At 46.7% G+C, this 21,963-nt stretch carries 15 protein-coding genes, 1 tRNA gene and 3 rRNA genes; 17 read left to right on the plus strand and 2 right to left on the minus strand.

Annotation, left to right across the window (positions count from 1 at the left end; all coding sequences use genetic code 11):
- Positions 1–78 precede the first annotated feature (78 nt).
- From AB3F25_RS02810 to serA, 5 genes are all read left to right on the plus strand, one after another.
- Entirely contained in the window at positions 79–753 is a 675-nt protein-coding gene (locus tag AB3F25_RS02810; RefSeq protein WP_373603999.1) for a phosphoglycolate phosphatase, read from the plus strand.
- A gap of 145 nt (positions 754–898) precedes the next feature.
- Entirely contained in the window at positions 899–3,325 is a 2,427-nt protein-coding gene (gene lon / locus AB3F25_RS02815) for an endopeptidase La (protein WP_373604000.1), read from the plus strand.
- A 51-nt stretch (positions 3,326–3,376) separates the two neighbouring features.
- Positions 3,377–4,528: a radical SAM family heme chaperone HemW gene (gene hemW / locus AB3F25_RS02820; RefSeq protein WP_373604310.1), complete on the plus strand. Its 1,152-nt coding sequence runs from the start codon at positions 3,377–3,379 to the stop codon at positions 4,526–4,528.
- A 104-nt stretch (positions 4,529–4,632) separates the two neighbouring features.
- Complete coding sequence (rpiA, locus tag AB3F25_RS02825) at positions 4,633–5,292, plus strand: ribose-5-phosphate isomerase RpiA (RefSeq protein WP_373604001.1); 660 nt, start codon at positions 4,633–4,635, stop codon at positions 5,290–5,292.
- Between the two features lie 66 nt (positions 5,293–5,358).
- The gene (gene serA, locus AB3F25_RS02830; RefSeq protein WP_373604002.1) at positions 5,359–6,591 is read left to right on the plus strand and encodes a phosphoglycerate dehydrogenase; all 1,233 of its coding nucleotides are present in this window, start codon (positions 5,359–5,361) and stop codon (positions 6,589–6,591) included.
- A gap of 175 nt (positions 6,592–6,766) precedes the next feature.
- Here serA and AB3F25_RS02835 read toward each other — a convergent pair whose 3' ends face one another.
- Positions 6,767–7,102, minus strand: a complete 336-nt coding sequence (locus AB3F25_RS02835) for a cupin domain-containing protein (protein ID WP_373604003.1) — start codon at positions 7,100–7,102, stop codon at positions 6,767–6,769.
- 137 nt (positions 7,103–7,239) lie between these two features.
- Here AB3F25_RS02835 and ilvG point away from each other — a divergent pair, with 137 nt between their 5' ends.
- The 5 genes from ilvG (at position 7,240) to ilvA (ending at position 13,171) form a co-directional block, all read left to right on the plus strand.
- Positions 7,240–8,901, plus strand: coding sequence for an acetolactate synthase 2 catalytic subunit (gene ilvG, locus AB3F25_RS02840; RefSeq protein ID WP_373604004.1), 1,662 nt, complete (start codon positions 7,240–7,242; stop codon positions 8,899–8,901).
- On the plus strand, positions 8,898–9,116 hold the full coding sequence (ilvM, locus tag AB3F25_RS02845) for an acetolactate synthase 2 small subunit (RefSeq protein WP_373604005.1): 219 nt from the start codon (positions 8,898–8,900) through the stop codon (positions 9,114–9,116). Before ilvG ends, ilvM begins: the two co-directional genes overlap by 4 nt.
- Positions 9,117–9,128: 12 nt before the next feature.
- Positions 9,129–9,389 carry a hypothetical protein gene (locus AB3F25_RS02850; protein WP_373604006.1) on the plus strand — a complete coding sequence of 87 codons (261 nt, stop codon included), beginning with the start codon at positions 9,129–9,131 and terminating at the stop codon, positions 9,387–9,389.
- A gap of 319 nt (positions 9,390–9,708) precedes the next feature.
- Complete coding sequence (gene ilvD, locus AB3F25_RS02855) at positions 9,709–11,547, plus strand: dihydroxy-acid dehydratase (RefSeq protein WP_373604007.1); 1,839 nt, start codon at positions 9,709–9,711, stop codon at positions 11,545–11,547.
- 82 nt (positions 11,548–11,629) lie between these two features.
- On the plus strand, positions 11,630–13,171 hold the full coding sequence (gene ilvA / locus AB3F25_RS02860; RefSeq protein WP_373604008.1) for a threonine ammonia-lyase, biosynthetic: 1,542 nt from the start codon (positions 11,630–11,632) through the stop codon (positions 13,169–13,171).
- A 41-nt stretch (positions 13,172–13,212) separates the two neighbouring features.
- Here the strand turns inward: ilvA and tusA are convergent, their stop codons facing one another.
- Complete coding sequence (gene tusA / locus AB3F25_RS02865; protein ID WP_373604009.1) at positions 13,213–13,452, minus strand: sulfurtransferase TusA; 240 nt, start codon at positions 13,450–13,452, stop codon at positions 13,213–13,215.
- Positions 13,453–13,567: 115 nt separating this feature from the next.
- Between tusA and AB3F25_RS02870 the strand changes: the two genes are divergently transcribed.
- The 7 genes from AB3F25_RS02870 to rrf all read left to right on the plus strand — a co-directional run bounded on the left by AB3F25_RS02870 (position 13,568) and on the right by rrf (position 21,749).
- Positions 13,568–14,188, plus strand: a complete 621-nt coding sequence (locus AB3F25_RS02870; RefSeq protein WP_373604010.1) for a YigZ family protein — start codon at positions 13,568–13,570, stop codon at positions 14,186–14,188.
- A gap of 2 nt (positions 14,189–14,190) precedes the next feature.
- Positions 14,191–15,654, plus strand: coding sequence for a TrkH family potassium uptake protein (locus tag AB3F25_RS02875; protein ID WP_373604011.1), 1,464 nt, complete (start codon positions 14,191–14,193; stop codon positions 15,652–15,654).
- A complete protein-coding gene (gene hemG / locus AB3F25_RS02880) occupies positions 15,654–16,169 on the plus strand; it encodes a menaquinone-dependent protoporphyrinogen IX dehydrogenase (RefSeq protein WP_373604012.1) in 516 nt (171 codons plus the stop codon). Before AB3F25_RS02875 ends, hemG begins: the two co-directional genes overlap by 1 nt.
- Before the next feature lie 356 nt (positions 16,170–16,525).
- Positions 16,526–18,066: ribosomal RNA gene (locus tag AB3F25_RS02885) — 16S ribosomal RNA — on the plus strand.
- Positions 18,067–18,177: 111 nt separating this feature from the next.
- Positions 18,178–18,253 (plus strand) — tRNA-Glu (locus tag AB3F25_RS02890).
- A 211-nt stretch (positions 18,254–18,464) separates the two neighbouring features.
- A 23S ribosomal RNA gene (locus AB3F25_RS02895) occupies positions 18,465–21,361 on the plus strand.
- Between the two features lie 272 nt (positions 21,362–21,633).
- Positions 21,634–21,749, plus strand: a 5S ribosomal RNA gene (rrf, locus tag AB3F25_RS02900).
- Together the 16S, 23S and 5S rRNA genes with 1 tRNA gene alongside form the textbook arrangement of a ribosomal RNA operon.
- Positions 21,750–21,963 lie beyond the last annotated feature (214 nt).

Here is a 21,963-nt window from a genome sequence, read left to right on the forward strand (position 1 = left end):
TGTTTAGGCATAAGCCGTTGCGCAAGCGAAGGTAAAAATGATTAATCGACATAATGCAGAACATAGAGAAAAACAATAATGAACACACAATTTAAATTAATCGGCTTTGATTTGGATGGTACTTTAGTTAACAGCTTGCCGGATTTGGCCTTATCGGTGAATTCGGCGTTAGCGGAGTTCGATTTGCCGCAGGCGCCGGAAGAACGGGTGTTAACTTGGATTGGCAACGGTGCGCCGGTATTAATTGCCCGAGCCTTAGATTGGGCACGCGAGCAAAGCGGTAGAACTTTAAGCGAGGCGGATGTTGAAAAAGCGAAAGCGCGCTTCGCTTATTATTACGGCGAAAACCTTTGTAATATCAGCCGCTTATATCCGAATGTGAAAACAACTTTGGAAGCGTTAAAGGCTAAGGGATATACGTTGGCAGTCGTTACCAATAAACCGACCAAACACGTTCGACCGGTATTGGCGGCCTTCGGTATCGATCAGTTATTCAACGAAATGCTCGGCGGACAATCTTTGCCGGCAATCAAACCACATCCGGCGCCGCTTTATTATTTGTGCGGTAAGTTCGGCTTTGAGCCGCGCCAAGTGTTGTTTGTAGGGGACTCAAAAAACGATATCATCGCCGCGCACGCTGCCGGTTGTGCCGCAGTGGGTTTAACTTATGGCTATAATTACAACATTCCTATCAGCGAATCTGGACCGGATTGGGTATTTGATGATTTTGCCCGGTTATTGGAGATTTTGTAATTCCCATCGAAAGTGCGAGCGAAAAATGCACAGTTTTTTTAATCGCATTTTATCCGATGAAAATCCGAGTATTTCACTTGAATTCGCTGATGTTGCCCCAACCTTACACCAAAGCCATTCAAACAGATTAGATTAGAGAGAAACTATGAGCGCTAAAAAAACACAACGCACGACGACTGTAACCATGCCTGTATTGCCGTTACGCGATGTCGTGGTTTTCCCTTATATGGTGATGCCGCTTTTTGTGGGGCGTGAAAAATCCATTAACGCCCTTGAAGAAGCGATGAACGAAAATAAACAGCTTCTGTTAGTCGCCCAAAAACAAGCAGATTTGGAAGAGCCGACCGCTGATGATGTATTTGATGTTGGAACCATCGCTAATATTATTCAGTTGTTAAAATTGCCGGACGGTACGGTGAAAGTGTTAGTGGAAGGGCATCAACGCGCCAAAATTAACAATCTTGAAGACGGCGAAAAATGCTTTTTGGCAAAGGTTACACCAATCGATACCATACAAGAGAACGAAAGAGAAATCGAAGTCGTGAAGAGTGCCGTGCTCAGCGAGTTTGAGAATTATCTCACGTTGAATAAAAAAGTGCCGGCAGATGTGTTAAACGCGTTACAACGCATTGAGGATCCGGATCGCCTTGCCGATACCATGGCGGCACATTTGCCGGTAACCGTGCGACATAAACAAAAAGTGTTGGAATTTGCCGACGTGCAAGAACGCTTGGAATATTTGCTCGGTATGATGGAGTCGGAGGCGGATATTCTGCAAGTGGAAAAACGAATTCGCGGCCGCGTTAAAAAACAAATGGAAAAAAGCCAACGCAACTATTACCTAAGCGAACAAATTAAAGCGATTCGTAAAGAAATGGACGAAGGCGAAAGCGACGATACGCTTGATGAAGTGGAACAGCTTCGTCAAAAAGTGGAAGCGGCCGGTATGCCGACGGAAGTGCGCGACAAAGTTGAAAGCGAGTTACAAAAACTCAAAATGATGTCAGCCATGTCCGCCGAAGCCACCGTGGTGCGCAGTTACATTGAATGGATGATTCAAGTACCTTGGCATCAGCGTACCAAAGTGAAAAAAGATATCACTAAAGCGCAACAAGTATTAGATGCGGATCACTATGGTTTAGAGCGCGTGAAAGAGCGCATTTTAGAATATCTTGCGGTACAGGCGCGCTTAAACAAAGTAAAAGGTCCGATTCTCTGTTTAGTTGGGCCTCCAGGCGTGGGTAAAACCTCGCTTGGTCAATCTATCGCCAACGCTACCGGTCGTAAATATGTCCGTATGGCGCTCGGCGGCGTACGTGACGAAGCGGAAATCCGCGGTCATCGCAAAACCTATATCGGCGCATTGCCGGGTAAATTAATTCAAAAAATGGCGAGAGTGGGCGTGAAAAACCCGCTGTTTTTGCTTGATGAAATCGACAAAATGGCATCGGATATGCGTGGTGATCCGGCTTCTGCATTGCTTGAAGTGCTTGATCCGGAACAAAACACCACTTTTAATGATCACTACTTGGAAGTTGATTATGATTTGTCTGACGTGATGTTCGTCGCAACTTCCAATTCCATGAATATTCCGGGACCGTTGCTTGATCGTATGGAAGTGATTCGTCTTTCAGGCTATACGGAAGATGAAAAACTAAATATCGCGATGCACCATTTATTGCAAAAACAAATCGAGCGTAACGGTTTGAAAAAAGGCGAATTAACGGTGGAAGAAAGCGCGATTTTGGGCATTATTCGTTATTACACCCGTGAAGCCGGCGTGCGTAACTTAGAACGTGAAATTTCTAAAATTTGCCGTAAAGCGGTGAAAAATTTATTGGTTGATCCGACGCTCAAATCGATCACCGTAAATGCGGATAACTTGCACGATTATCTCGGCGTGAAACGTTTCGAGTTCGGCAAGGCGGATACCCAAAACCGCGTGGGCGAAGTGACCGGTCTGGCATGGACAGAAGTGGGCGGTGATTTACTCACCATCGAAACCGCTTCCGTGCCGGGTAAAGGCAAATTGATCTTCACCGGTTCGCTGGGCGATGTCATGAAAGAATCTATTCAAGCGGCGATGACCGTAGTACGTGCGCGCGCGGATAAACTTGGCATCAATCCGGAATTTCACGAAAAACGCGATATTCACATTCACGTGCCGGACGGCGCCACGCCGAAAGATGGCCCGAGCGCGGGGATCGCCATGAGCACCGCATTGGTGTCTTGTCTGACAGGCAATCCGGTGCGCGCTGATGTGGCGATGACGGGCGAAATCAGCTTACGCGGTAAGGTGTTGCCGATCGGCGGCCTAAAAGAAAAACTCTTGGCGGCGCACCGCGGCGGTATTAAAACCGTGTTGATTCCGAAAGATAACGTAAAAGATCTGGAGGAAATTCCGCAAAACGTGAAACAAAACTTGGTGATTCACGCAGTGGAAACCATCGATGAAGTGTTGGCGCGAGCACTTGAGAATCCGCCGGAAGGCGTTGAATTCGTCAAACTGGAAGCCAAACCTAAAGCGCCGCGCCGTAAAACCGTCACGAAAACGACAAGATCGGTAAATTAATGATACACTTTGGGCTTGTTAATCAAACAAGCCCTTTTTATTTTGAACATGATGCTCCGCGTTCCTCCCCTTTCCCTGTATATTCATATTCCTTGGTGCGTACAAAAATGCCCGTATTGCGATTTTAATTCTCATGCGCAAAAGGGCGAAATTCCGGAAAACGACTACATTCGTCATCTTCTGCTGGATTTGCAGGCGGATTTAGCGCGCTTCCAACCTTCCGTGCAAAAGCGCAAATTGCGTTCGATTTTTATCGGTGGCGGCACACCGAGTTTATTTTCGGTAGACGGTATTGCACGCCTGTTAAACGGCGTGAAAGAGCAAATTCCGTTTGAAGAAAACATCGAAATCACTTTGGAAGCCAATCCCGGTACGGTAGAAGCGGAACGCTTTAAAGGCTATGTGGCCGCCGGCGTAACCCGTATTTCTATGGGCATTCAAAGTTTTAACGACGACAAACTGCAACGTTTAGGGCGCATTCATAACGCCGCCGAGGCTAAACGTGCGGTTCACTTGGCGAAAGTTTCCGGGCTGCAAAGTTTCAACTTGGATTTAATGCACGGTTTGCCGAATCAAACTTTAGCGGAAGCCTTAGACGATTTACGCCAAGCCGTTGAGCTTGAACCGCCGCATCTTTCTTGGTATCAGCTCACTATTGAGCCAAACACGTTGTTTGCTTATCGTTCGCCGAAATTACCGGACGATGACGAGCTTTGGGATATTTTCGAGCAGGGACACCAATTTTTAACCGCGGCCGGTTATCGACAATATGAAACGTCCGCTTACGCCAAGCCGGGTTTTCAATGTGAACATAATTTGAATTACTGGCGTTTCGGCGATTATTTGGCGATTGGATGCGGTGCTCACGGCAAGCTCAGTTTCTCACACGGCGGGATTTTACGTTTTTCTAAAACCAAGCATCCGAAAGGTTATTTGCGCGGTGAATATCTTTACGAAGAAAAAAATGTGCCATATGCAGAGCGCCCTTTCGAGTTCTTTATGAACCGTTTTCGCCTATTGGATGCGGTGCCGAAACGCGAGTTCGAAGCTTACACGGGCTTATCGCAAAGCACGGTTAAACATCAGATCGATTTGGCCGTCGCACAAAATTATGTCGTAGAAAATGCCGATTTTTGGCAAATCACCGAACACGGTAAATTGTTTTTAAACGAATTGTTGGAATTGTTTTTAGTGGAAGAATAAATGGCATGATTTTCATATTGGTGGATAAAAATTTGCGCTTGTTTATTTAAAACGTGCGTATTAAAGTAACGCAACCGTTTACTTCTTAAAAAATAGGAACAAAAATGAATCAATTGGAAATGAAAAAAATCGCCGCGCAAGCCGCTTTGCAATATGTCAAAGCGGATACCGTGGTGGGCGTGGGGAGCGGTTCTACGGTGAATTGTTTTATTGAAGCTTTAGGTGCGCTGAAAAATCAAATTAAAGGTGCCGTAGCGGCTTCAAAAGCATCGGAAGCCTTGCTTCGTAAACAAGGCATTGAAGTATTTAGCGCCAATGACGTGTCGGGATTAGATATTTATGTGGACGGGGCGGATGAAATCAATCCACAAAAAATGATGATTAAAGGTGGCGGGGCCGCACTGACTCGCGAGAAAATCGTGGCAGCTTTGGCGAAGAAATTTATTTGTATCGTGGATGCTAGCAAACAGGTGGATGTGTTGGGCTCGACTTTCCCATTGCCGGTGGAAGTCATCCCGATGGCGCGTTCGCAAGTGAGTAGAAAATTAGTCGCTTTGGGTGGTATGCCTGAATATCGCGAAGGCGTAGTGACAGATAACGGCAATGTGATTTTAGACGTGCACAATTTTGCCATTTTAAATCCGGTGGAAATGGAAAAAGAATTAAATAACATTGCGGGCGTAGTAACCAACGGTATTTTCGCTTTACGTGCCGCAGATGTAGTCATTGTCGGCACGCCGGAAGGGGCAAAAATCATCGAATGATGTCGAAGGCGTATTGGACCGTCATGCGATGTGAAGAGTTTTAAAATAAGAAATAAGGATGCAACTATGACAAACAAAGTTTCACTCGACAAATCTAAAATTAAATTCGTACTGCTGGAAGGTGTGCATCAAAGTGCGCTGGATACGCTTCACGAGGCGGGTTATACAAATATCGATTATTACAAAAAAGCGCTGGATGGCGACGAATTAAAAGCGGCGATTAAAGATGCGCATTTTATCGGTTTGCGTTCGCGTACCCACTTGACCGCTGAAATGATCGACGCCGCACCAAAATTAATTGCCGTAGGCTGTTTTTGTATCGGTACCAATCAAGTCGATTTAAACGCGGCGAAAGCGCGCGGTATTCCGGTGTTTAACGCGCCGTTCTCCAACACGCGCTCTGTGGCGGAATTGGTATTAGGGGAAATTTTATTGCTAATGCGCAACGTGCCAAAGGCCAATGCGGAAGTACATCGTGGCGTATGGAATAAATCTGCCGTGGGCGCTCATGAAGTGCGCGGTAAAAAATTAGGTATTGTGGGTTACGGGCATATTGGCTCGCAATTAAGTATCATTGCCGAATCTTTAGGTATGGACGTGCATTTCTACGATATCGAAAACAAATTGCCGCTTGGTAATGCCAAGCAAGTGCGCAATCTGGAAGAATTGCTTGGTTCTTGCGATGTGATTTCCTTGCACGTGCCAGAATTGCCTTCGACCCGTAATTTAATGAGCGCCGAACGTATCGCGCAATTAAAACAAGGCGCCATTTTAATTAATGCGGCGCGCGGTAGCGTCGTGGATATTGATGCTTTGGCGCAGGCCTTAAAAAACGGCAAGGTGCATGGCGCGGCAATCGACGTATTCCCGGTCGAACCGGCTTCGATCAATGAAGAGTTTGTTTCACCGTTACGCGAATTCGATAACGTCATTTTAACGCCACATATCGGCGGTTCCACAGCGGAAGCGCAAGAAAATATCGGTTTTGAAGTGGCGGGCAAATTCGTTAAATATTCCGACAACGGCTCAACCCTTTCTTCAGTAAACTTCCCGGAAGTATCCTTGCCAGAACACGAAGGCACTAAACGTTTATTGCACATTCACGAAAATCGTCCGGGTATTTTGAACAAACTCAACCAAGTTTTCGTTCAAGCCAATGTCAATATCGCGGCGCAATATTTACAAACCGATCCAAAAATCGGCTATGTGGTGGTGGATGTGGAAACCGAAGATTCCGCACCGCTATTGGCTAAGTTACGCGAAATCGACGGCACCATTCGTGCACGTGTGTTGTATTAGCCGAGCCATGAAATCGGAACCTTAAAACAGCACCGCATTGACCCCTTGTCAGACAAGGCTCCAATGCGGTGCTATTTAATTAAAGCAGTTATAATTTTCCATAAAAAGATCTGTCTCCCGCATATTTTATTATGCGGGAGACAGATCTTTATGATAAAGACCGGTTTAATTTCCGCTATGCATCTTTTGGAAAAACAACAGTAAGTAAAAATTTGAAATTTTCTAATGCATATAATGCGTGCGGATGGTTTGCCGGTAATACAATACTTTCGCCGGCAGAAACAATGTAGTCTTTATCATCAATGGTAATTTTGGCTCGCCCCTCCAAAAGTGTGACAAGTGCGTCACCTCGTGATTTATGAGCGCTTATTTCTTCGTCTTTAGGTAGGCAAAACAGGGTTAAACCAACACCTTGATTTTGTCCGAGGGTTTTGCTGATGACTTGCCCATCTTGGTAGGAAATTTGATCAACCAATTTTAATACGGTAGCTTTTTCAATATTTTTTAACATATTTTACTCCTTAGTTGATAATCATTATCTTCTTTATTCTACGTCGATTAAATCTGTAATGCATCCGATTTTATCAACAAACCACTTTATTTTTCGTTATAATGCTGCTCCTGAATTAAATGGTAATAGGATAAGCTATGACGGGAGCGCAATTATTAATTGAATGTATCAAGGCACATAATGTAAACACAATTTTCGGCTATCCCGGCGGTGCAATTATGCCGACCTACGATGCGCTTTACGATTCCGGCTTAGACCATTTACTGTGTCGCAACGAACAAGGCGCTGCCATGGCGGCCATTGGTTATGCGCGTTCCAGCGGTAAAGTGGGCGTGTGTATCGCTACTTCCGGCCCCGGTGCGACGAATCTGATTACAGGTTTGGGCGACGCGATGATGGACTCCGTTCCTGTGGTGGCAATCACAGGGCAAGTCGCCGCGCCGTTAATCGGTACTGATGCCTTTCAAGAAGCAGACGTACTAGGCTTATCCCTTGCTTGTACCAAACACAGTTTTATCGTGCAAAGTGCGGACGAATTGGCGGACGTTTTTGCGCAAGCTTTTGAAATCGCACAAAGTGGCCGTCCCGGTCCGGTATTAATCGACGTACCGCGTAATATTCAAGTAGGCGACGTGCCGGCGCACGTGAAAGCTTATGTAAAAACACCGGCAAAACCCACCGCACTTTCCGCAGCCAATCTCGCGCAAGCCAATGAATTGTTGAAAAACGCGAAGAAACCTGTGCTTTATGTGGGCGGCGGTGTCGGTATGGCAAAAGCCGTGCCTGCGTTGCGTGAATTTTTAGCGCAAACCCGTATGCCTTCCGTTTCAACCCTAAAAGGCTTGGGCGCGATTGATCCAAGTGATGATGTGTATATGGGGATGATTGGCATGCACGGCACGAAAGCCGCAAACTTCGCCGTGCAAGAATGTGATCTATTGCTTGTTTGCGGTGCGCGTTTTGACGATCGCGTAACAGGCAAACTCGATACTTTCGCCCCGCACGCCAAAGTGATTCATTGTGATATTGATGCGGCAGAAATCCACAAACTTCGCAAAGCTGATGTGGCATTGCAAGGCGATTTAATCCAAGCGCTAAGCGCACTCAAACAACCTTTAGATATTGAACCTTGGCGTGCGCACGTTCGCGCTCTGAAAAGCAAATTAGATTTCACTTATGTGGATAATGTCGGCAATCGACCGATTGATCCTTGGGCATTGCTTAATACGCTTTCCAACCGCAAACCACAAAATGCGGTGATTTGTACCGATGTAGGGCAGCACCAAATGTGGTCAGCGCAACATATGCAGCATTTCGCGCCTGAAAATTACATCACCTCTGCCGGTTTCGGCACGATGGGTTTTGGGCTTCCGGCTGCCGTGGGCGCGAAAAAAGCGCGTCCGCAAGATGACGTAATTCTCGTCACCGGCGATGGTTCTTTTATGATGAATGTACAAGAACTCGGTTCAATCAAACGCGGCAAGCTGCCGGTAAAAATCTTATTACTCGATAACCAACGCTTAGGCATGGTGCGTCAATGGCAGGATTTATTCTGGAACAAACGCCGTTCCGAAACCATTTTAGATGACAATCCGGATTTTGTGATGCTTGCCAACGCTTTTGGCATTTCGGCAGAACGTATTGAGTCCGCCGATGAAGTGGATGGCGCGCTCACCCGATTGTTGGAAAGCGACAGCGCCTATTTATTGCAAGTATGCATTCCGCCTGATGAATGTGTCTGGCCGCTGGTGCCACCGGGCGCGTGCAATGCCGATATGGTGGAGGAAATGAACGCATGAATTCATATCAAATTGAAGTCGTCGCTCAGCACCGCATTGAAGTGCTGGAACGCATTCTCCGCGTCGTGCGCCATCGCGGTTTTATCGTGACAAAAATGGTAATGGAACTGATTGATGGCAAAGTGCGGTTAAAATTTACCGTAAAATCCGACCGCACTTTGGATTTGTTGGTGAATCAGTTGGTGAAATTGCCGGATGTGGTAACCATTAATTAAGAGGAAAATATTATGTCTAAAATTTTGAAAGCTACATTTATTACATCTTTATTAGCTTTATCAGCAAATGCGTTTGCTAGTGATAGCTATGCATTGGTTGTTTATAGTCCAAGCGTAAATTACATGAACACATTGGTTCAAAGAAATAATCAAGAGCAGTGTTTAGAAACTAAAGCTGAATTTGAAAAAGAATTCGCTAATGAAGCTACTGATAGCTCGGGTAAAACAAGGTTTTTCTTTAAATGTATTAACGTTAAAAACGGTGCAATTTAGTAAATTCTCCGTAAGTTCTTCTGCCAAATCTCCCCTAACCCCTCTTTGCTAAAGAGGGGAATGTTTTGAAAAATTTGAATATTGTCTCGCGAATTTAAGATTAAAATATCAATAAAACGAGACATAAATGAGCCAGATAAATTAAACAGCTAAAGAAAATCCCCCTCTTTAGCAAAGAGGGGGTAGGGGAGATTTACTCGCTTTGCTCGCACTTCGTGCCGTTGCTAACGCAACGTTCAAACGCAAGCGTTTGTGGCAGTATTAATTAACGAAGAAATTCATATAAACCTTAACGAAAACTTACTCGGAGAACTTATTTATGCCAAAACTACGTTCAGCGACCAGCACTCAGGGTCGTAATATGGCAGGTGCACGTGCCTTATGGCGTGCCACAGGAATGAAAGAAAATGACTTCGGAAAACCCATTATTGCGGTGGTGAACTCCTTCACCCAATTTGTGCCGGGGCATGTTCACTTAAAAGATATGGGGCAGCTCGTCGCCAAAGAAATTGAAAAAGCCGGCGGTGTGGCGAAAGAATTTAATACCATTGCGGTGGACGACGGTATCGCTATGGGACACGGCGGAATGTTGTATTCACTGCCTTCACGCGACTTGATTGCGGACTCGGTGGAATACATGGTGAACGCCCACTGCGCGGACGCGATGGTGTGTATTTCCAACTGCGACAAAATTACTCCGGGAATGCTAATGGCGGCAATGCGTTTGAATATTCCGACGATTTTTGTTTCAGGTGGTCCGATGGAAGCGGGTAAAACTAAACTTTCCGATCAATTAATCCGCTTAGACTTGGTTGATGCCATGATCGAAGCGGCAGATCCGAACGTGAGTGACGACCGCATCGACGCCATTGAAAAATCCGCTTGCCCGACTTGTGGTTCCTGTTCCGGTATGTTCACGGCAAATTCTATGAACTGCTTAACGGAAGCCTTAGGTTTAAGTTTGCCGGGCAATGGCTCAATGCTTGCCACCCATGCAGACCGCAAAGACTTGTTCTTAAAAGCGGGTCGTCAAATCGTTGAGCTTTGCAAACGCTATTACGAACAAGACGACGAAAGCGTGCTGCCGCGTTCAATCGGCACCTTTGATGCCTTTGAAAACGCTATGAGCTTAGACATCGCTATGGGCGGTTCAAGCAACACCGTGTTGCACTTATTGGCGGCCGCACAAGAAGCGGGTGTAGATTTCAAAATGGCGGATATTGACCGCTTATCGCGCGTAGTTCCTTGCTTGAGCAAAATTGCACCGAACACCAACAAATACCATATGGAAGATGTTCACCGCGCAGGCGGCATTATGGGCTTATTGGGCGAATTAGACCGCGCGGGTTTAATCCACAAAAACACCCACACTGTGTTAGGTTTGACGATGGGAGAACAACTTGACCAATACGACATCATCCGCAACCAAGACGAAGAGTTACACAAATTTTTCCGCGCCGGCCCTGCAGGTATTCGTACCACGCAAGCATTTTCACAAGATTGCCGTTGGGACAGCGTGGATAACGACCGCGTAAACGGCTGTATCCGCAATAAAGAAAATGCCATTTCACAAGAAGGCGGCTTGGCGGTGTTATTCGGCAATATCGCGGAAGACGGCTGTATCGTAAAAACTGCGGGCGTAGATGAATCCATCTGGAAATTCACCGGTAAAGCTATCGTGTTTGAAAGCCAAGAAGACGCGGTAGTTGGTATTTTAGGCGGCAAAGTGAAAGAAGGTCACGTGGTGATTATTCGCTATGAAGGCCCGAAAGGTGGCCCGGGTATGCAAGAAATGCTCTACCCGACCAGCTACTTAAAATCCATGGGCTTAGGCAAAAAATGTGCCCTCTTAACGGACGGACGTTTCTCCGGCGGCACATCAGGCTTGTCTATCGGTCACGCTTCTCCGGAAGCGGCTTCCGGTGGGGCAATCGGTTTAGTGCGCGATGGTGATGCCATCAACATCGACATTCCAAACCGTGCTATCAATCTTGCTATCAGCGATGAAGAACTTGCCGCACGCCGTGCCGAGCAAGATCAAAAAGGCTGGCAGCCTGCAAACCGCCAACGTGAAGTGTCTTTTGCATTGAAAGTATTTGGACATTTTGCGACATCAGCGGACAAAGGCGCGGTGCGTGATAAAACGTTGTTAAAATAATGAAACCATTCCCCTCTTTAGCAAAGAGGGGGAGCATAAAATTTGAAGGAAAAATCAACCGCACTTTATAATAAATAACACCATGAAAATCTTACTCACCAACCCACAACCCACCCAAAACGACTACATCAACGCTATCGTGAAACTTGGCGGACGCGTTTATGAAGCCGCACAGGTCACGCCATTGCAAAAAATGGGCAAACTTTCCGAACGCTTACACAACAACATTTGGATCAAACGTGAAGATCGCCAGCCGGTAAACAGCTTTAAGCTACGTGGCGCATACGCCATGATTTCCAGCCTTTCGCCGGAGCAAAAGGCCGCCGGCGTGATTGCCGCATCGGCAGGTAACCATGCGCAAGGCGTGGCGTTATCGGCTAAACAACTTGGCTTGAAAGCGCTCATCGTGATGCCACAAAACACGCCGAGTATTAAAGTGGATGCGGTGCGCGGTTTTGGCGGTGAAGTATTGTTGCACGGCGCAAATTTCGATGAAGCCAAAGCGAAAGCGGTGGAGCTTTCCAAAGCTAAAAATATGACCTTTATTCCACCTTTCGATCATCCGTTAGTGATTGCCGGACAAGGCACGCTTGCCATGGAAATGTTGCAGCAGGTAGCGGATTTGGATTATGTGTTCGTACAAGTGGGCGGTGGTGGCTTGGCTGCAGGCGTAGCGATTTTGCTGAAACAGTTTATGCCGGAAATCAAAGTCATCGGCGTGGAATCGAAAGATTCTGCGTGCTTAAAAGCGGCGCTCGACAAAGGCGAACCAACGGATTTGGCGCACGTGGGCTTATTTGCCGACGGTGTGGCGGTGAAACGCATCGGCGACGAAACATTCCGTTTATGCCAACGCTATCTTGACGATATGGTGCTGGTGGACAGCGACGAAGTGTGCGCGGCCATGAAGGATTTGTTTGAGAACGTGCGCGCAATAGCCGAGCCGTCCGGCGCGTTAGGTTTGGCAGGCTTGAAGAAGTATGTAAAACAGCACCGCATTGAAGGCAAGAATATGGCAGCGATTTTGTCCGGCGCGAATCTGAATTTCCATACGCTTCGTTATGTGTCCGAACGTTGTGAAATCGGCGAAAACCGCGAAGCCTTGCTTGCCGTTACTATGCCGGAACAACCGGGTAGCTTCTTAAAATTCGTACAAGTGTTGGGTAACCGTGCGGTGACAGAATTCAGTTACCGCTATGCCGATGATAAACGCGCTTGCGTGTTTGTCGGTGTGCGTACCGCAAATGAACAAGAAAAAGCCGACATCATCGCCGAACTGACGCAAAATGGCTTTGATGTGGAGGATATGTCTGACGACGATATCGCGAAAACCCATGTGCGTTATTTAATGGGCGGACGAGTGGCAGATCACAACGAGCGTTTATACACCTTTGAATTTCCGGAACAAAAAGGCGCGTTGTTGAAATTCTTAGAAACTTTGCAAAATCGTTGGAATATCTCGCTGTTCCATTACCGTGCTCACGGGGCGGATTACGGCAATATCCTCGCCGGTTTTCAATTGGAAGATAAGGAACGGGCCGAGTTTGAACAAACTTTGGCGAGATTAGATTATGCGTTTGAAGATGTGACGGAAAGTAAGTCTTACCGTTATTTCTTATGTTAAAACGCCCCCGAAAATACAATTCACATTTTTCAGCCGACTTATTATTGGCCCTTCTTCACCCAGTATTTGAAGGGGGGCGTGTCCACTTCACTTTGCAATAAAGTGTGTTCCATAAATTGACAGAAACTCGGAATGTCGCGTGTGGTGGCGGGATCATCGGCGATAATCAGCAATACCTCACCATCGTTTAAGTGGCGAATATTTTTACGTACCAACATTATTGGTTCGGGGCAGCGTAGTCCCAAAGTATCAAGGGTTTGAGTAATCGAAATTTCAGACATCTTCTTTTAGGTTTAAAAAAATAACGGCATATTATATCGCACTTACGGCAAAATTTCGACAAATCCCCGTTATCGATGATAGACTAACGCCATAGAAATTACCCTGAAAAATGAAATGACGGAGTATCTTGTTCCCCAAATTGCGGTCGTTTTTGAAGAAGAAATTAAAAAAAGCCGCTTTATTACTTATTTACAGCGAACGGAAGGATTGGATGTTGCCAAAGCCTTTTGGGCGCAAATTAAACAAGCGCATCCGAACGCGCGTCATCATTGTTGGGCGGCGGTGGCGGGCAAACCGACAGATTCACAACAACTGGGCTTTTCCGATGACGGCGAACCGGCCGGAACGGCGGGAAAGCCGATGTTAAGTGCGCTACAAGGTAGTCAAATCGGCGAAATCAGTGCGGTAACGGTTCGTTACTACGGTGGGATTCTATTAGGTACGGGCGGTTTGGTTCGTGCATACGGTAATGGCGTCCAACAAGCGCTAAAATTATTGAAAACCGAAACCAAAGTGGAACGTGCACCTTTTCGTTTGGATTGTGATTACGATCAATTAAACTTGGTGCGGTTGTTGTGTGAGAAATATCAAATCGAAATATTAGAACAAGATTTTCAGCTACGAGTCCATTTAATACTAGGCCTTAGCGAAAGTATAATCGTACCGTTTTCCACTGAATTAAGCGAAAGATCTGCCGGAAAATTGGTGATTCAACCCTTATCAATAGACGAATAATTGTGCATATTTTATCCATAATCCGAATTATCGGGATTCTTGTGATGTGTTTTTCTGGCACCATGTTGATTCCGGCGTTTGTCGCTTTAATTTATGACGATGGCGGGGGAAAAGCTTTTATGCAAGCCTTCTCTTTAAGCTTGACGGCAGGTGCATTGTTATGGTGGCTGTGTCATCATCACAAACAAGAATTACGTTCGCGTGACGGTTTTTTGATTGTGGTCGCGTTTTGGTTCGTGTTAGGCGGTTTGGCGACGTTGCCGCTACTTTTATTTGATGCCCCACATTTAACGCTTGCATCAGCTGTGTTTGAAGCCTTTTCCGGCTTAACCACCACAGGCGCAACGGTGATGACGGGGTTGGATCATTTACCAAAAGCGATCTTATTTTATCGCCAGTTGTTACAATGGCTCGGCGGGATGGGGATTATCGTACTTGCTATTGCCATTATTCCGTTATTGGGCATTGGCGGCATGCAACTTTATCGTGCGGAAATGTCCGGCCCGATGAAGGAACAAAAAATCAGACCGCGTATTGCGGAAACGGCGAAGGTGTTGTGGGTGATTTATCTTTCCCTCACCCTTTCTTGCGCGCTGGCGTATTGGGCGGCAGGCATGGATCCTTTCGATGCGCTGACACACAGTTTTTCTACCGTGTCCATTGGTGGTTTTTCTACTCACGACGCCAGTATGGGGTATTTTAATAGCCCGCTGATTAACGCCATCACTGTGCTGTTTTTGCTGATTTCCGCCTGTAACTTCGGCTTGCACTTCCGGGCTTTTTCAACACTTGGGCGTGAAAATTTCTTTAAAATTTATTTGCGCGATCCTGAATTTCGCTTCTTTATAAGTATTCAAGTGATTTTGGTTGTGGTTTGTACTTTAGTAATGTGGAGCCACCATTATTTTGCTTCCTCTTGGCAGGATTTCGAACAAGTGTTGTTCCAAGCCGTATCCATTTCAACCACAACAGGCTACACCACCTCAGATTTCGCTGACTGGCCGTCTTTTGTTCCTGTGTTGCTAATTACTGCATCCTTTATGGGCGGTTGCGCCGGTTCGGTTGGCGGCGGTTTGCGTGTTGCGCGCGTGCTAGTGCTTTATTTGCAAGGCAAGCGCGAACTCAAACGAGTCGTTCACCCGAATTTGGTTTATCCGATTAAATGGGGTAAAAACGTATTAGACGAACGCGTTATTGGTGGTATCTGGGCATTCTTCTCCGCTTATTTGCTGGTTTTCTTAATTTGCTTGCTTGGCGTGATCGCATGCGGTGTCGAGCCATTTAACGCTTTCAATGCGGTGCTCGCAAGCCTTAACAATTTAGGGCCGGCATTAGGTTCGGTCAGCAGTAATATGACAACGATTCCTGATAGCGCAAAATGGATCTTAACCGTCGCGATGGTTTGTGGCCGTTTAGAAATTTTCACGCTTTTAGCTTTATTTACCCCTGCATTTTGGAAAGCCTAATGAAAACTTTAATTTTGTATTTAAGCCATGACGGCCAGACGAAAAAAATTTCCGAATTTTTAGCAACGCATTTAAACGGCAAAGTAACGACCAATACATTACGCGAAGAGTATGATATTGAAGTCTTTGACCGCGTGATTATTGGCGCCTCTATTCGTTACGGCCATTTCAATAAAATTCTTTATCGCTTTGTCAAACAGCACCGCATTCAACTGGAACAAAAAAGCGCATTTTTTTTCGGCGTGAATTTAACCGCACGTAAAGAAGGTAAGGATAATCCGGAAACGAATGTATATGTCCGTAAATTCTTGCAACGTACAGATTGGAAACCAGCGTTAGCAGCGGTGTTTGCCGGCGCATTGTTGTATCCACGCTATAAATGGTTTGATCGGATGATGATTCGATTCATTATGAAAATCACCGGTGGGGAGACGGATTCGACCAAAGAGGTTGAATATACGGATTGGAAAAAAGTGGAGCAATTTGCCCATCGTATTAATGAGTTGAATAATTAAGCATTTTTCAGTGAAATTTTGACCGATTTACTGGTGTTTTAAGAAAAAAGTAAGTTTTTTTCAATTTTTTTGTAAAAAGTGCTTGCGCGAGGTTAGAAAATTCCTATAATACGCGACACACAACGACGCATGGTTGTGAAATAGTCAAATTTACACGTGCGTCGTTGTTTTTTGCTCTTTAACAACGAATCAGACAATCTGTGTGGGCACTTGTTGATTGACTTGTTTTAAAAAACTATTTTTAATTTTGAAGTCTTAATAGGTGCTAACTAGAAATTCATAAAACTTACTTTAAATTTAATTTATAAGTGAGAAGCGAAAACTTTTAGCAAGCAGAATATTGAGCGATTGAACTTGAATTGAAGAGTTTGATCATGGCTCAGATTGAACGCTGGCGGCAGGCTTAACACATGCAAGTCGAACGGTAGCAGGTAAGTACTTGTACTTATGCTGACGAGTGGCGGACGGGTGAGTAATGTTTGGGAATCTAGCTTATGGAGGGGGATAACGACGGGAAACTGTCGCTAATACCGCGTAGAATCGGAAGATGAAAGTGCGGGACCTTAGGGCCGCATGCCATAGGATGAGCCCAAGTGGGATTAGGTAGTTGGTAGGGTAAAGGCCTACCAAGCCTGCGATCTCTAGCTGGTCTGAGAGGATGGCCAGCCACACCGGGACTGAGACACGGCCCGGACTCCTACGGGAGGCAGCAGTGGGGAATATTGCGCAATGGGGGCAACCCTGACGCAGCCATGCCGCGTGAATGAAGAAGGCCTTCGGGTTGTAAAGTTCTTTCGGTGTTGAGGAAGGTTGTTGTGTAAATAGCGCAACAAATTGACGTTAAACACAGAAGAAGCACCGGCTAACTCCGTGCCAGCAGCCGCGGTAATACGGAGGGTGCGAGCGTTAATCGGAATAACTGGGCGTAAAGGGCACGCAGGCGGCTATTTAAGTGAGGTGTGAAAGCCCCGGGCTTAACCTGGGAATTGCATTTCAGACTGGGTAGCTAGAGTACTTTAGGGAGGGGTAGAATTCCACGTGTAGCGGTGAAATGCGTAGAGATGTGGAGGAATACCGAAGGCGAAGGCAGCCCCTTGGGAATGTACTGACGCTCATGTGCGAAAGCGTGGGGAGCAAACAGGATTAGATACCCTGGTAGTCCACGCTGTAAACGCTGTCGATTTGGGGGTTGGACTTTAAGTTTGGCGCCCGAAGCTAACGTGATAAATCGACCGCCTGGGGAGTACGGCCGCAAGGTTAAAACTCAAATGAATTGACGGGGGCCCGCACAAGCGGTGGAGCATGTGGTTTAATTCGATGCAACGCGAAGAACCTTACCTACTCTTGACATCCATGGAATCCTGTAGAGATACGGGAGTGCCTTCGGGAACCATGAGACAGGTGCTGCATGGCTGTCGTCAGCTCGTGTTGTGAAATGTTGGGTTAAGTCCCGCAACGAGCGCAACCCTTATCCTTTGTTGCCAGCGCGTAATGGTGGGAACTCAAAGGAGACTGCCGGTGACAAACCGGAGGAAGGTGGGGATGACGTCAAGTCATCATGGCCCTTACGAGTAGGGCTACACACGTGCTACAATGGCGTATACAGAGGGTAACGAAGCTGCGAGGTGGAGTGAATCTCAGAAAGTACGTCTAAGTCCGGATTGGAGTCTGCAACTCGACTCCATGAAGTCGGAATCGCTAGTAATCGCGAATCAGAATGTCGCGGTGAATACGTTCCCGGGCCTTGTACACACCGCCCGTCACACCATGGGAGTGGGTTGTACCAGAAGTAGATAGCTTAACCGCGAGGGGGGCGTTTACCACGGTATGATTCATGACTGGGGTGAAGTCGTAACAAGGTAACCGTAGGGGAACCTGCGGTTGGATCACCTCCTTACCAAAAATGAGCGACAGCGAGTGTTCACACAGATTGTCTGGTGTATTGTAGATAGAAGAGTAAGCAACGAAGCTGAAAGTGACGTTGAAATATAGAGTATCTTTACTTGATGTCCCCATCGTCTAGAGGCCTAGGACATCGCCCTTTCACGGCGGTAACCGGGGTTCGAATCCCCGTGGGGACGCCAACTAAAGATAGCTTTATATTTATCTTATTTGTTCTTTAAAAAATTGGAAACAAGCTAAAAACGAGAGATTTTCGAAAGAAAGTCTGAGTAAAACAAAATAACGACATGTTTTGTTAAAAACTCTGAATTGAACAAAAGCAATTTAAGAGTGTTAGTTGAATTAAAGATAGCTATTAAATGCAAATCGTAAGAAGAGCATTTGAGGTTGTATAGTTAAGCGACTAAGCGTACAAGGTGGATGCCTTGGCAATCAGAGGCGAAGAAGGACGTGCTAATCTGCGAAAAGCTTGGATGAGTTGATAAGAAGCGTTTAATCCAAGATATCCGAATGGGGCAACCCAGTGGGTGAAGAGCCCACTATCAACGAGTGAATACATAGCTTGTTGAGGCAAACCGGGAGAACTGAAACATCTAAGTACCCCGAGGAAAAGAAATCAACCGAGATTTCGTCAGTAGCGGCGAGCGAAAGCGAAGTAGCCTGTTAATGATAGCGACAGAGACAGAGGAATGTGCTGGGAAGCACAGCGACACAGGGTGATAGCCCCGTACTCGAAGTCCAGGTCGTGGTACTAAGTTAACGACAAGTAGGGCGGGACACGTGATATCCTGTTTGAAGAAGGGGGGACCATCCTCCAAGGCTAAATACTCCTGATTGACCGATAGTGAACCAGTACTGTGAAGGAAAGGCGAAAAGAACCCCGGTGAGGGGAGTGAAATAGAACCTGAAACCTTGTACGTACAAGCAGTGGGAGCCCGCAAGGGTGACTGCGTACCTTTTGTATAATGGGTCAGCGACTTATATTTTGTAGCGAGGTTAACTAAATCAGGGAGCCGAAGGGAAACCGAGTCTTAACTGGGCGAAGAGTTGCAAGGTATAGACCCGAAACCCGGTGATCTAGCCATGGGCAGGTTGAAGGTTGGGTAACACTAACTGGAGGACCGAACCGACTAATGTTGAAAAATTAGCGGATGACTTGTGGCTGGGGGTGAAAGGCCAATCAAACCGGGAGATAGCTGGTTCTCCCCGAAATCTATTTAGGTAGAGCCTTGAGCGGACACCTTCGGGGGTAGAGCACTGTTTCGGCTAGGGGGCCATCCCGGCTTACCAACCCGATGCAAACTACGAATACCGAAGAGTGATACTCAGGAGACACACGGCGGGTGCTAACGTTCGTCGTGGAGAGGGAAACAACCCAGACCGCCAGCTAAGGTCCCAAAGTCTATATTAAGTGGGAAACGAAGTGGGAAGGCTTAGACAGCTAGGATGTTGGCTTAGAAGCAGCCATCATTTAAAGAAAGCGTAATAGCTCACTAGTCGAGTCGGCCTGCGCGGAAGATGTAACGGGGCTCAAATATAGCACCGAAGCTGCGGCATCAGGCGAAAGTCTGTTGGGTAGGGGAGCGTTGTGTAAGCGGATGAAGGGAGTTCGAGAGGGCTGCTGGACGTATCACAAGTGCGAATGCTGACATAAGTAACGATAAAACGGGTGAAAAACCCGTTCGCCGGAAGACCAAGGGTTCCTGTCCAACGTTAATCGGGGCAGGGTGAGTCGGCCCCTAAGGCGAGGCTGAAAAGCGTAGTCGATGGGAAACGGGTTAATATTCCCGTACTTGGTAAAGCTGCGATGTGGGGACGGAGCAGGTTAGGTTAGCGTGCTGTTGGATATGCACGTTTAAGTTGGTAGGTGGGAAGTTTAGGCAAATCCGGACTTTCTTAACACTGAGAAATGATGACGAGGCCTCAAGGGGCTGAAGTAACTGATACCACACTTCCAGGAAAAGCCACTAAGCGAAAGGCTTTACTAAACCGTACTGAAAACCGACACAGGTGGTCAGGTAGAGAATACTCAGGCGCTTGAGAGAACTCGGGTGAAGGAACTAGGCAAAATAGCACCGTAACTTCGGGAGAAGGTGCGCCGGCGTAGATTGTAATCCCTTGCGGATGAAGGTTGAACCGGTCGAAGTGACCCGCTGGCTGCAACTGTTTATTAAAAACACAGCACTCTGCAAACACGAAAGTGGACGTATAGGGTGTGATGCCTGCCCGGTGCTGGAAGGTTAATTGATGGTGTTATCGAAAGAGAAGCACCTGATCGAAGCCCCAGTAAACGGCGGCCGTAACTATAACGGTCCTAAGGTAGCGAAATTCCTTGTCGGGTAAGTTCCGACCTGCACGAATGGCATAATGATGGCCAGGCTGTCTCCACCCGAGACTCAGTGAAATTGAAATTGCCGTGAAGATGCGGTGTACCCGCGGCTAGACGGAAAGACCCCGTGAACCTTTACTATAGCTTGACACTGAACATTGAATTTTGATGTGTAGGATAGGTGGGAGACTTTGAAGTCGTCACGCCAGTGATGATGGAGTCGACCTTGAAATACCACCCTTTAACGTTTGATGTTCTAACGAAGCGCCCGGAACGGGTGTTCGGACAGTGTCTGGTGGGTAGTTTGACTGGGGCGGTCTCCTCCCAAAGCGTAACGGAGGAGCACGAAGGTTTGCTAATGACGGTCGGACATCGTCAGGTTAGTGCAATGGTATAAGCAAGCTTAACTGCGAGACGGACAAGTCGAGCAGGTACGAAAGTAGGTCATAGTGATCCGGTGGTTCTGAATGGAAGGGCCATCGCTCAACGGATAAAAGGTACTCCGGGGATAACAGGCTGATACCGCCCAAGAGTTCATATCGACGGCGGTGTTTGGCACCTCGATGTCGGCTCATCACATCCTGGGGCTGAAGTAGGTCCCAAGGGTATGGCTGTTCGCCATTTAAAGTGGTACGCGAGCTGGGTTTAGAACGTCGTGAGACAGTTCGGTCCCTATCTGCCGTGGGCGTTGGAGAATTGATTGGGGCTGCTCCTAGTACGAGAGGACCGGAGTGGACGCACCGCTGGTGTTCCGGTTGTGTCGCCAGACGCATAGCCGGGTAGCTAAGTGCGGAAGAGATAAGTGCTGAAAGCATCTAAGCACGAAACTTGCCAAGAGATGAGTTCTCCCACACATCAAGTGAGTAAGGGTTGTTTAAGACGAAGACGTAGATAGGCGCGGTGTGTAAGTGGTGTGAGCCATTGAGCTAACGTGTACTAATTGCCCGAGGGGCTTAACTATACAACGCTCAAATGTTTTTAGGAGAGCGGGTGAAGCTAACGAAAAAACGAAACAAAACAGAATAAAGTAAAAGTAACAAAAGAACAAAACCAACAAAAAAGAAAAAAACAAAATAAGCAAGAAACAAAAGAAAAAAATAAAACGACACAAAATAAAAGTTTAGCTTGTAGCCAATAAAAGTGCGCATAAAGCATAAAGACGACAAAGACAACAAAGACCAAGACCAAGACATAAAGCTAACGTCCAAGGTCTAAAGTCTAAAACCGAATAATCCTGGCGGCGATAGAGCGGTGGTCCCACCTGACCCCATACCGAACTCAGAAGTGAAACGCCGAAATGCCGATGGTAGTGTGGGGCTTCCCCATGTGAGAGTAGGGCACCGCCAGGTAGATATGAAAGGAACCCCGGTCAGAAGGCCGGGGTTTTTTATTGGGGAAAAATCGCAAAACGGGAGAAAGACAAACGGCTCAAGACAAGTGACCGAAGACAAGCGGTCGCGAAGCGCGGAGAGAAAACAGAAACGCGGCATTCTTCATATTCATCGCATAAACAAATCACCAAGCCGCTCCAATGCGGTGCTCAAACCGATGTTTAATTCTGTG

Source organism: Aggregatibacter sp. HMT-949, from assembly GCF_041734645.1.
In the GTDB taxonomy this organism is placed as follows: domain Bacteria; phylum Pseudomonadota; class Gammaproteobacteria; order Enterobacterales; family Pasteurellaceae; genus Rodentibacter.

Excerpts from the sequence above, each read along its gene's own strand:
- AB3F25_RS02810 (WP_373603999.1), top strand. The coding sequence starts at position 79 with ATGAACACACAATTTAAATTAATCGGCTTTGATTTGGATGGTACTTTA.
- lon (WP_373604000.1), top strand. The coding sequence starts at position 899 with ATGAGCGCTAAAAAAACACAACGCACGACGACTGTAACCATGCCTGTA.
- hemW (WP_373604310.1), top strand. The coding sequence starts at position 3,377 with ATGCTCCGCGTTCCTCCCCTTTCCCTGTATATTCATATTCCTTGGTGC.
- rpiA (WP_373604001.1), top strand. The coding sequence starts at position 4,633 with ATGAATCAATTGGAAATGAAAAAAATCGCCGCGCAAGCCGCTTTGCAA.
- serA (WP_373604002.1), top strand. The coding sequence starts at position 5,359 with ATGACAAACAAAGTTTCACTCGACAAATCTAAAATTAAATTCGTACTG.
- AB3F25_RS02835 (WP_373604003.1), bottom strand. The coding sequence starts at position 7,102 with ATGTTAAAAAATATTGAAAAAGCTACCGTATTAAAATTGGTTGATCAA.
- ilvG (WP_373604004.1), top strand. The coding sequence starts at position 7,240 with ATGACGGGAGCGCAATTATTAATTGAATGTATCAAGGCACATAATGTA.
- ilvM (WP_373604005.1), top strand. The coding sequence starts at position 8,898 with ATGAATTCATATCAAATTGAAGTCGTCGCTCAGCACCGCATTGAAGTG.
- AB3F25_RS02850 (WP_373604006.1), top strand. The coding sequence starts at position 9,129 with ATGTCTAAAATTTTGAAAGCTACATTTATTACATCTTTATTAGCTTTA.
- ilvD (WP_373604007.1), top strand. The coding sequence starts at position 9,709 with ATGCCAAAACTACGTTCAGCGACCAGCACTCAGGGTCGTAATATGGCA.
- ilvA (WP_373604008.1), top strand. The coding sequence starts at position 11,630 with ATGAAAATCTTACTCACCAACCCACAACCCACCCAAAACGACTACATC.
- tusA (WP_373604009.1), bottom strand. The coding sequence starts at position 13,452 with ATGTCTGAAATTTCGATTACTCAAACCCTTGATACTTTGGGACTACGC.
- AB3F25_RS02870 (WP_373604010.1), top strand. The coding sequence starts at position 13,568 with ATGACGGAGTATCTTGTTCCCCAAATTGCGGTCGTTTTTGAAGAAGAA.
- hemG (WP_373604012.1), top strand. The coding sequence starts at position 15,654 with ATGAAAACTTTAATTTTGTATTTAAGCCATGACGGCCAGACGAAAAAA.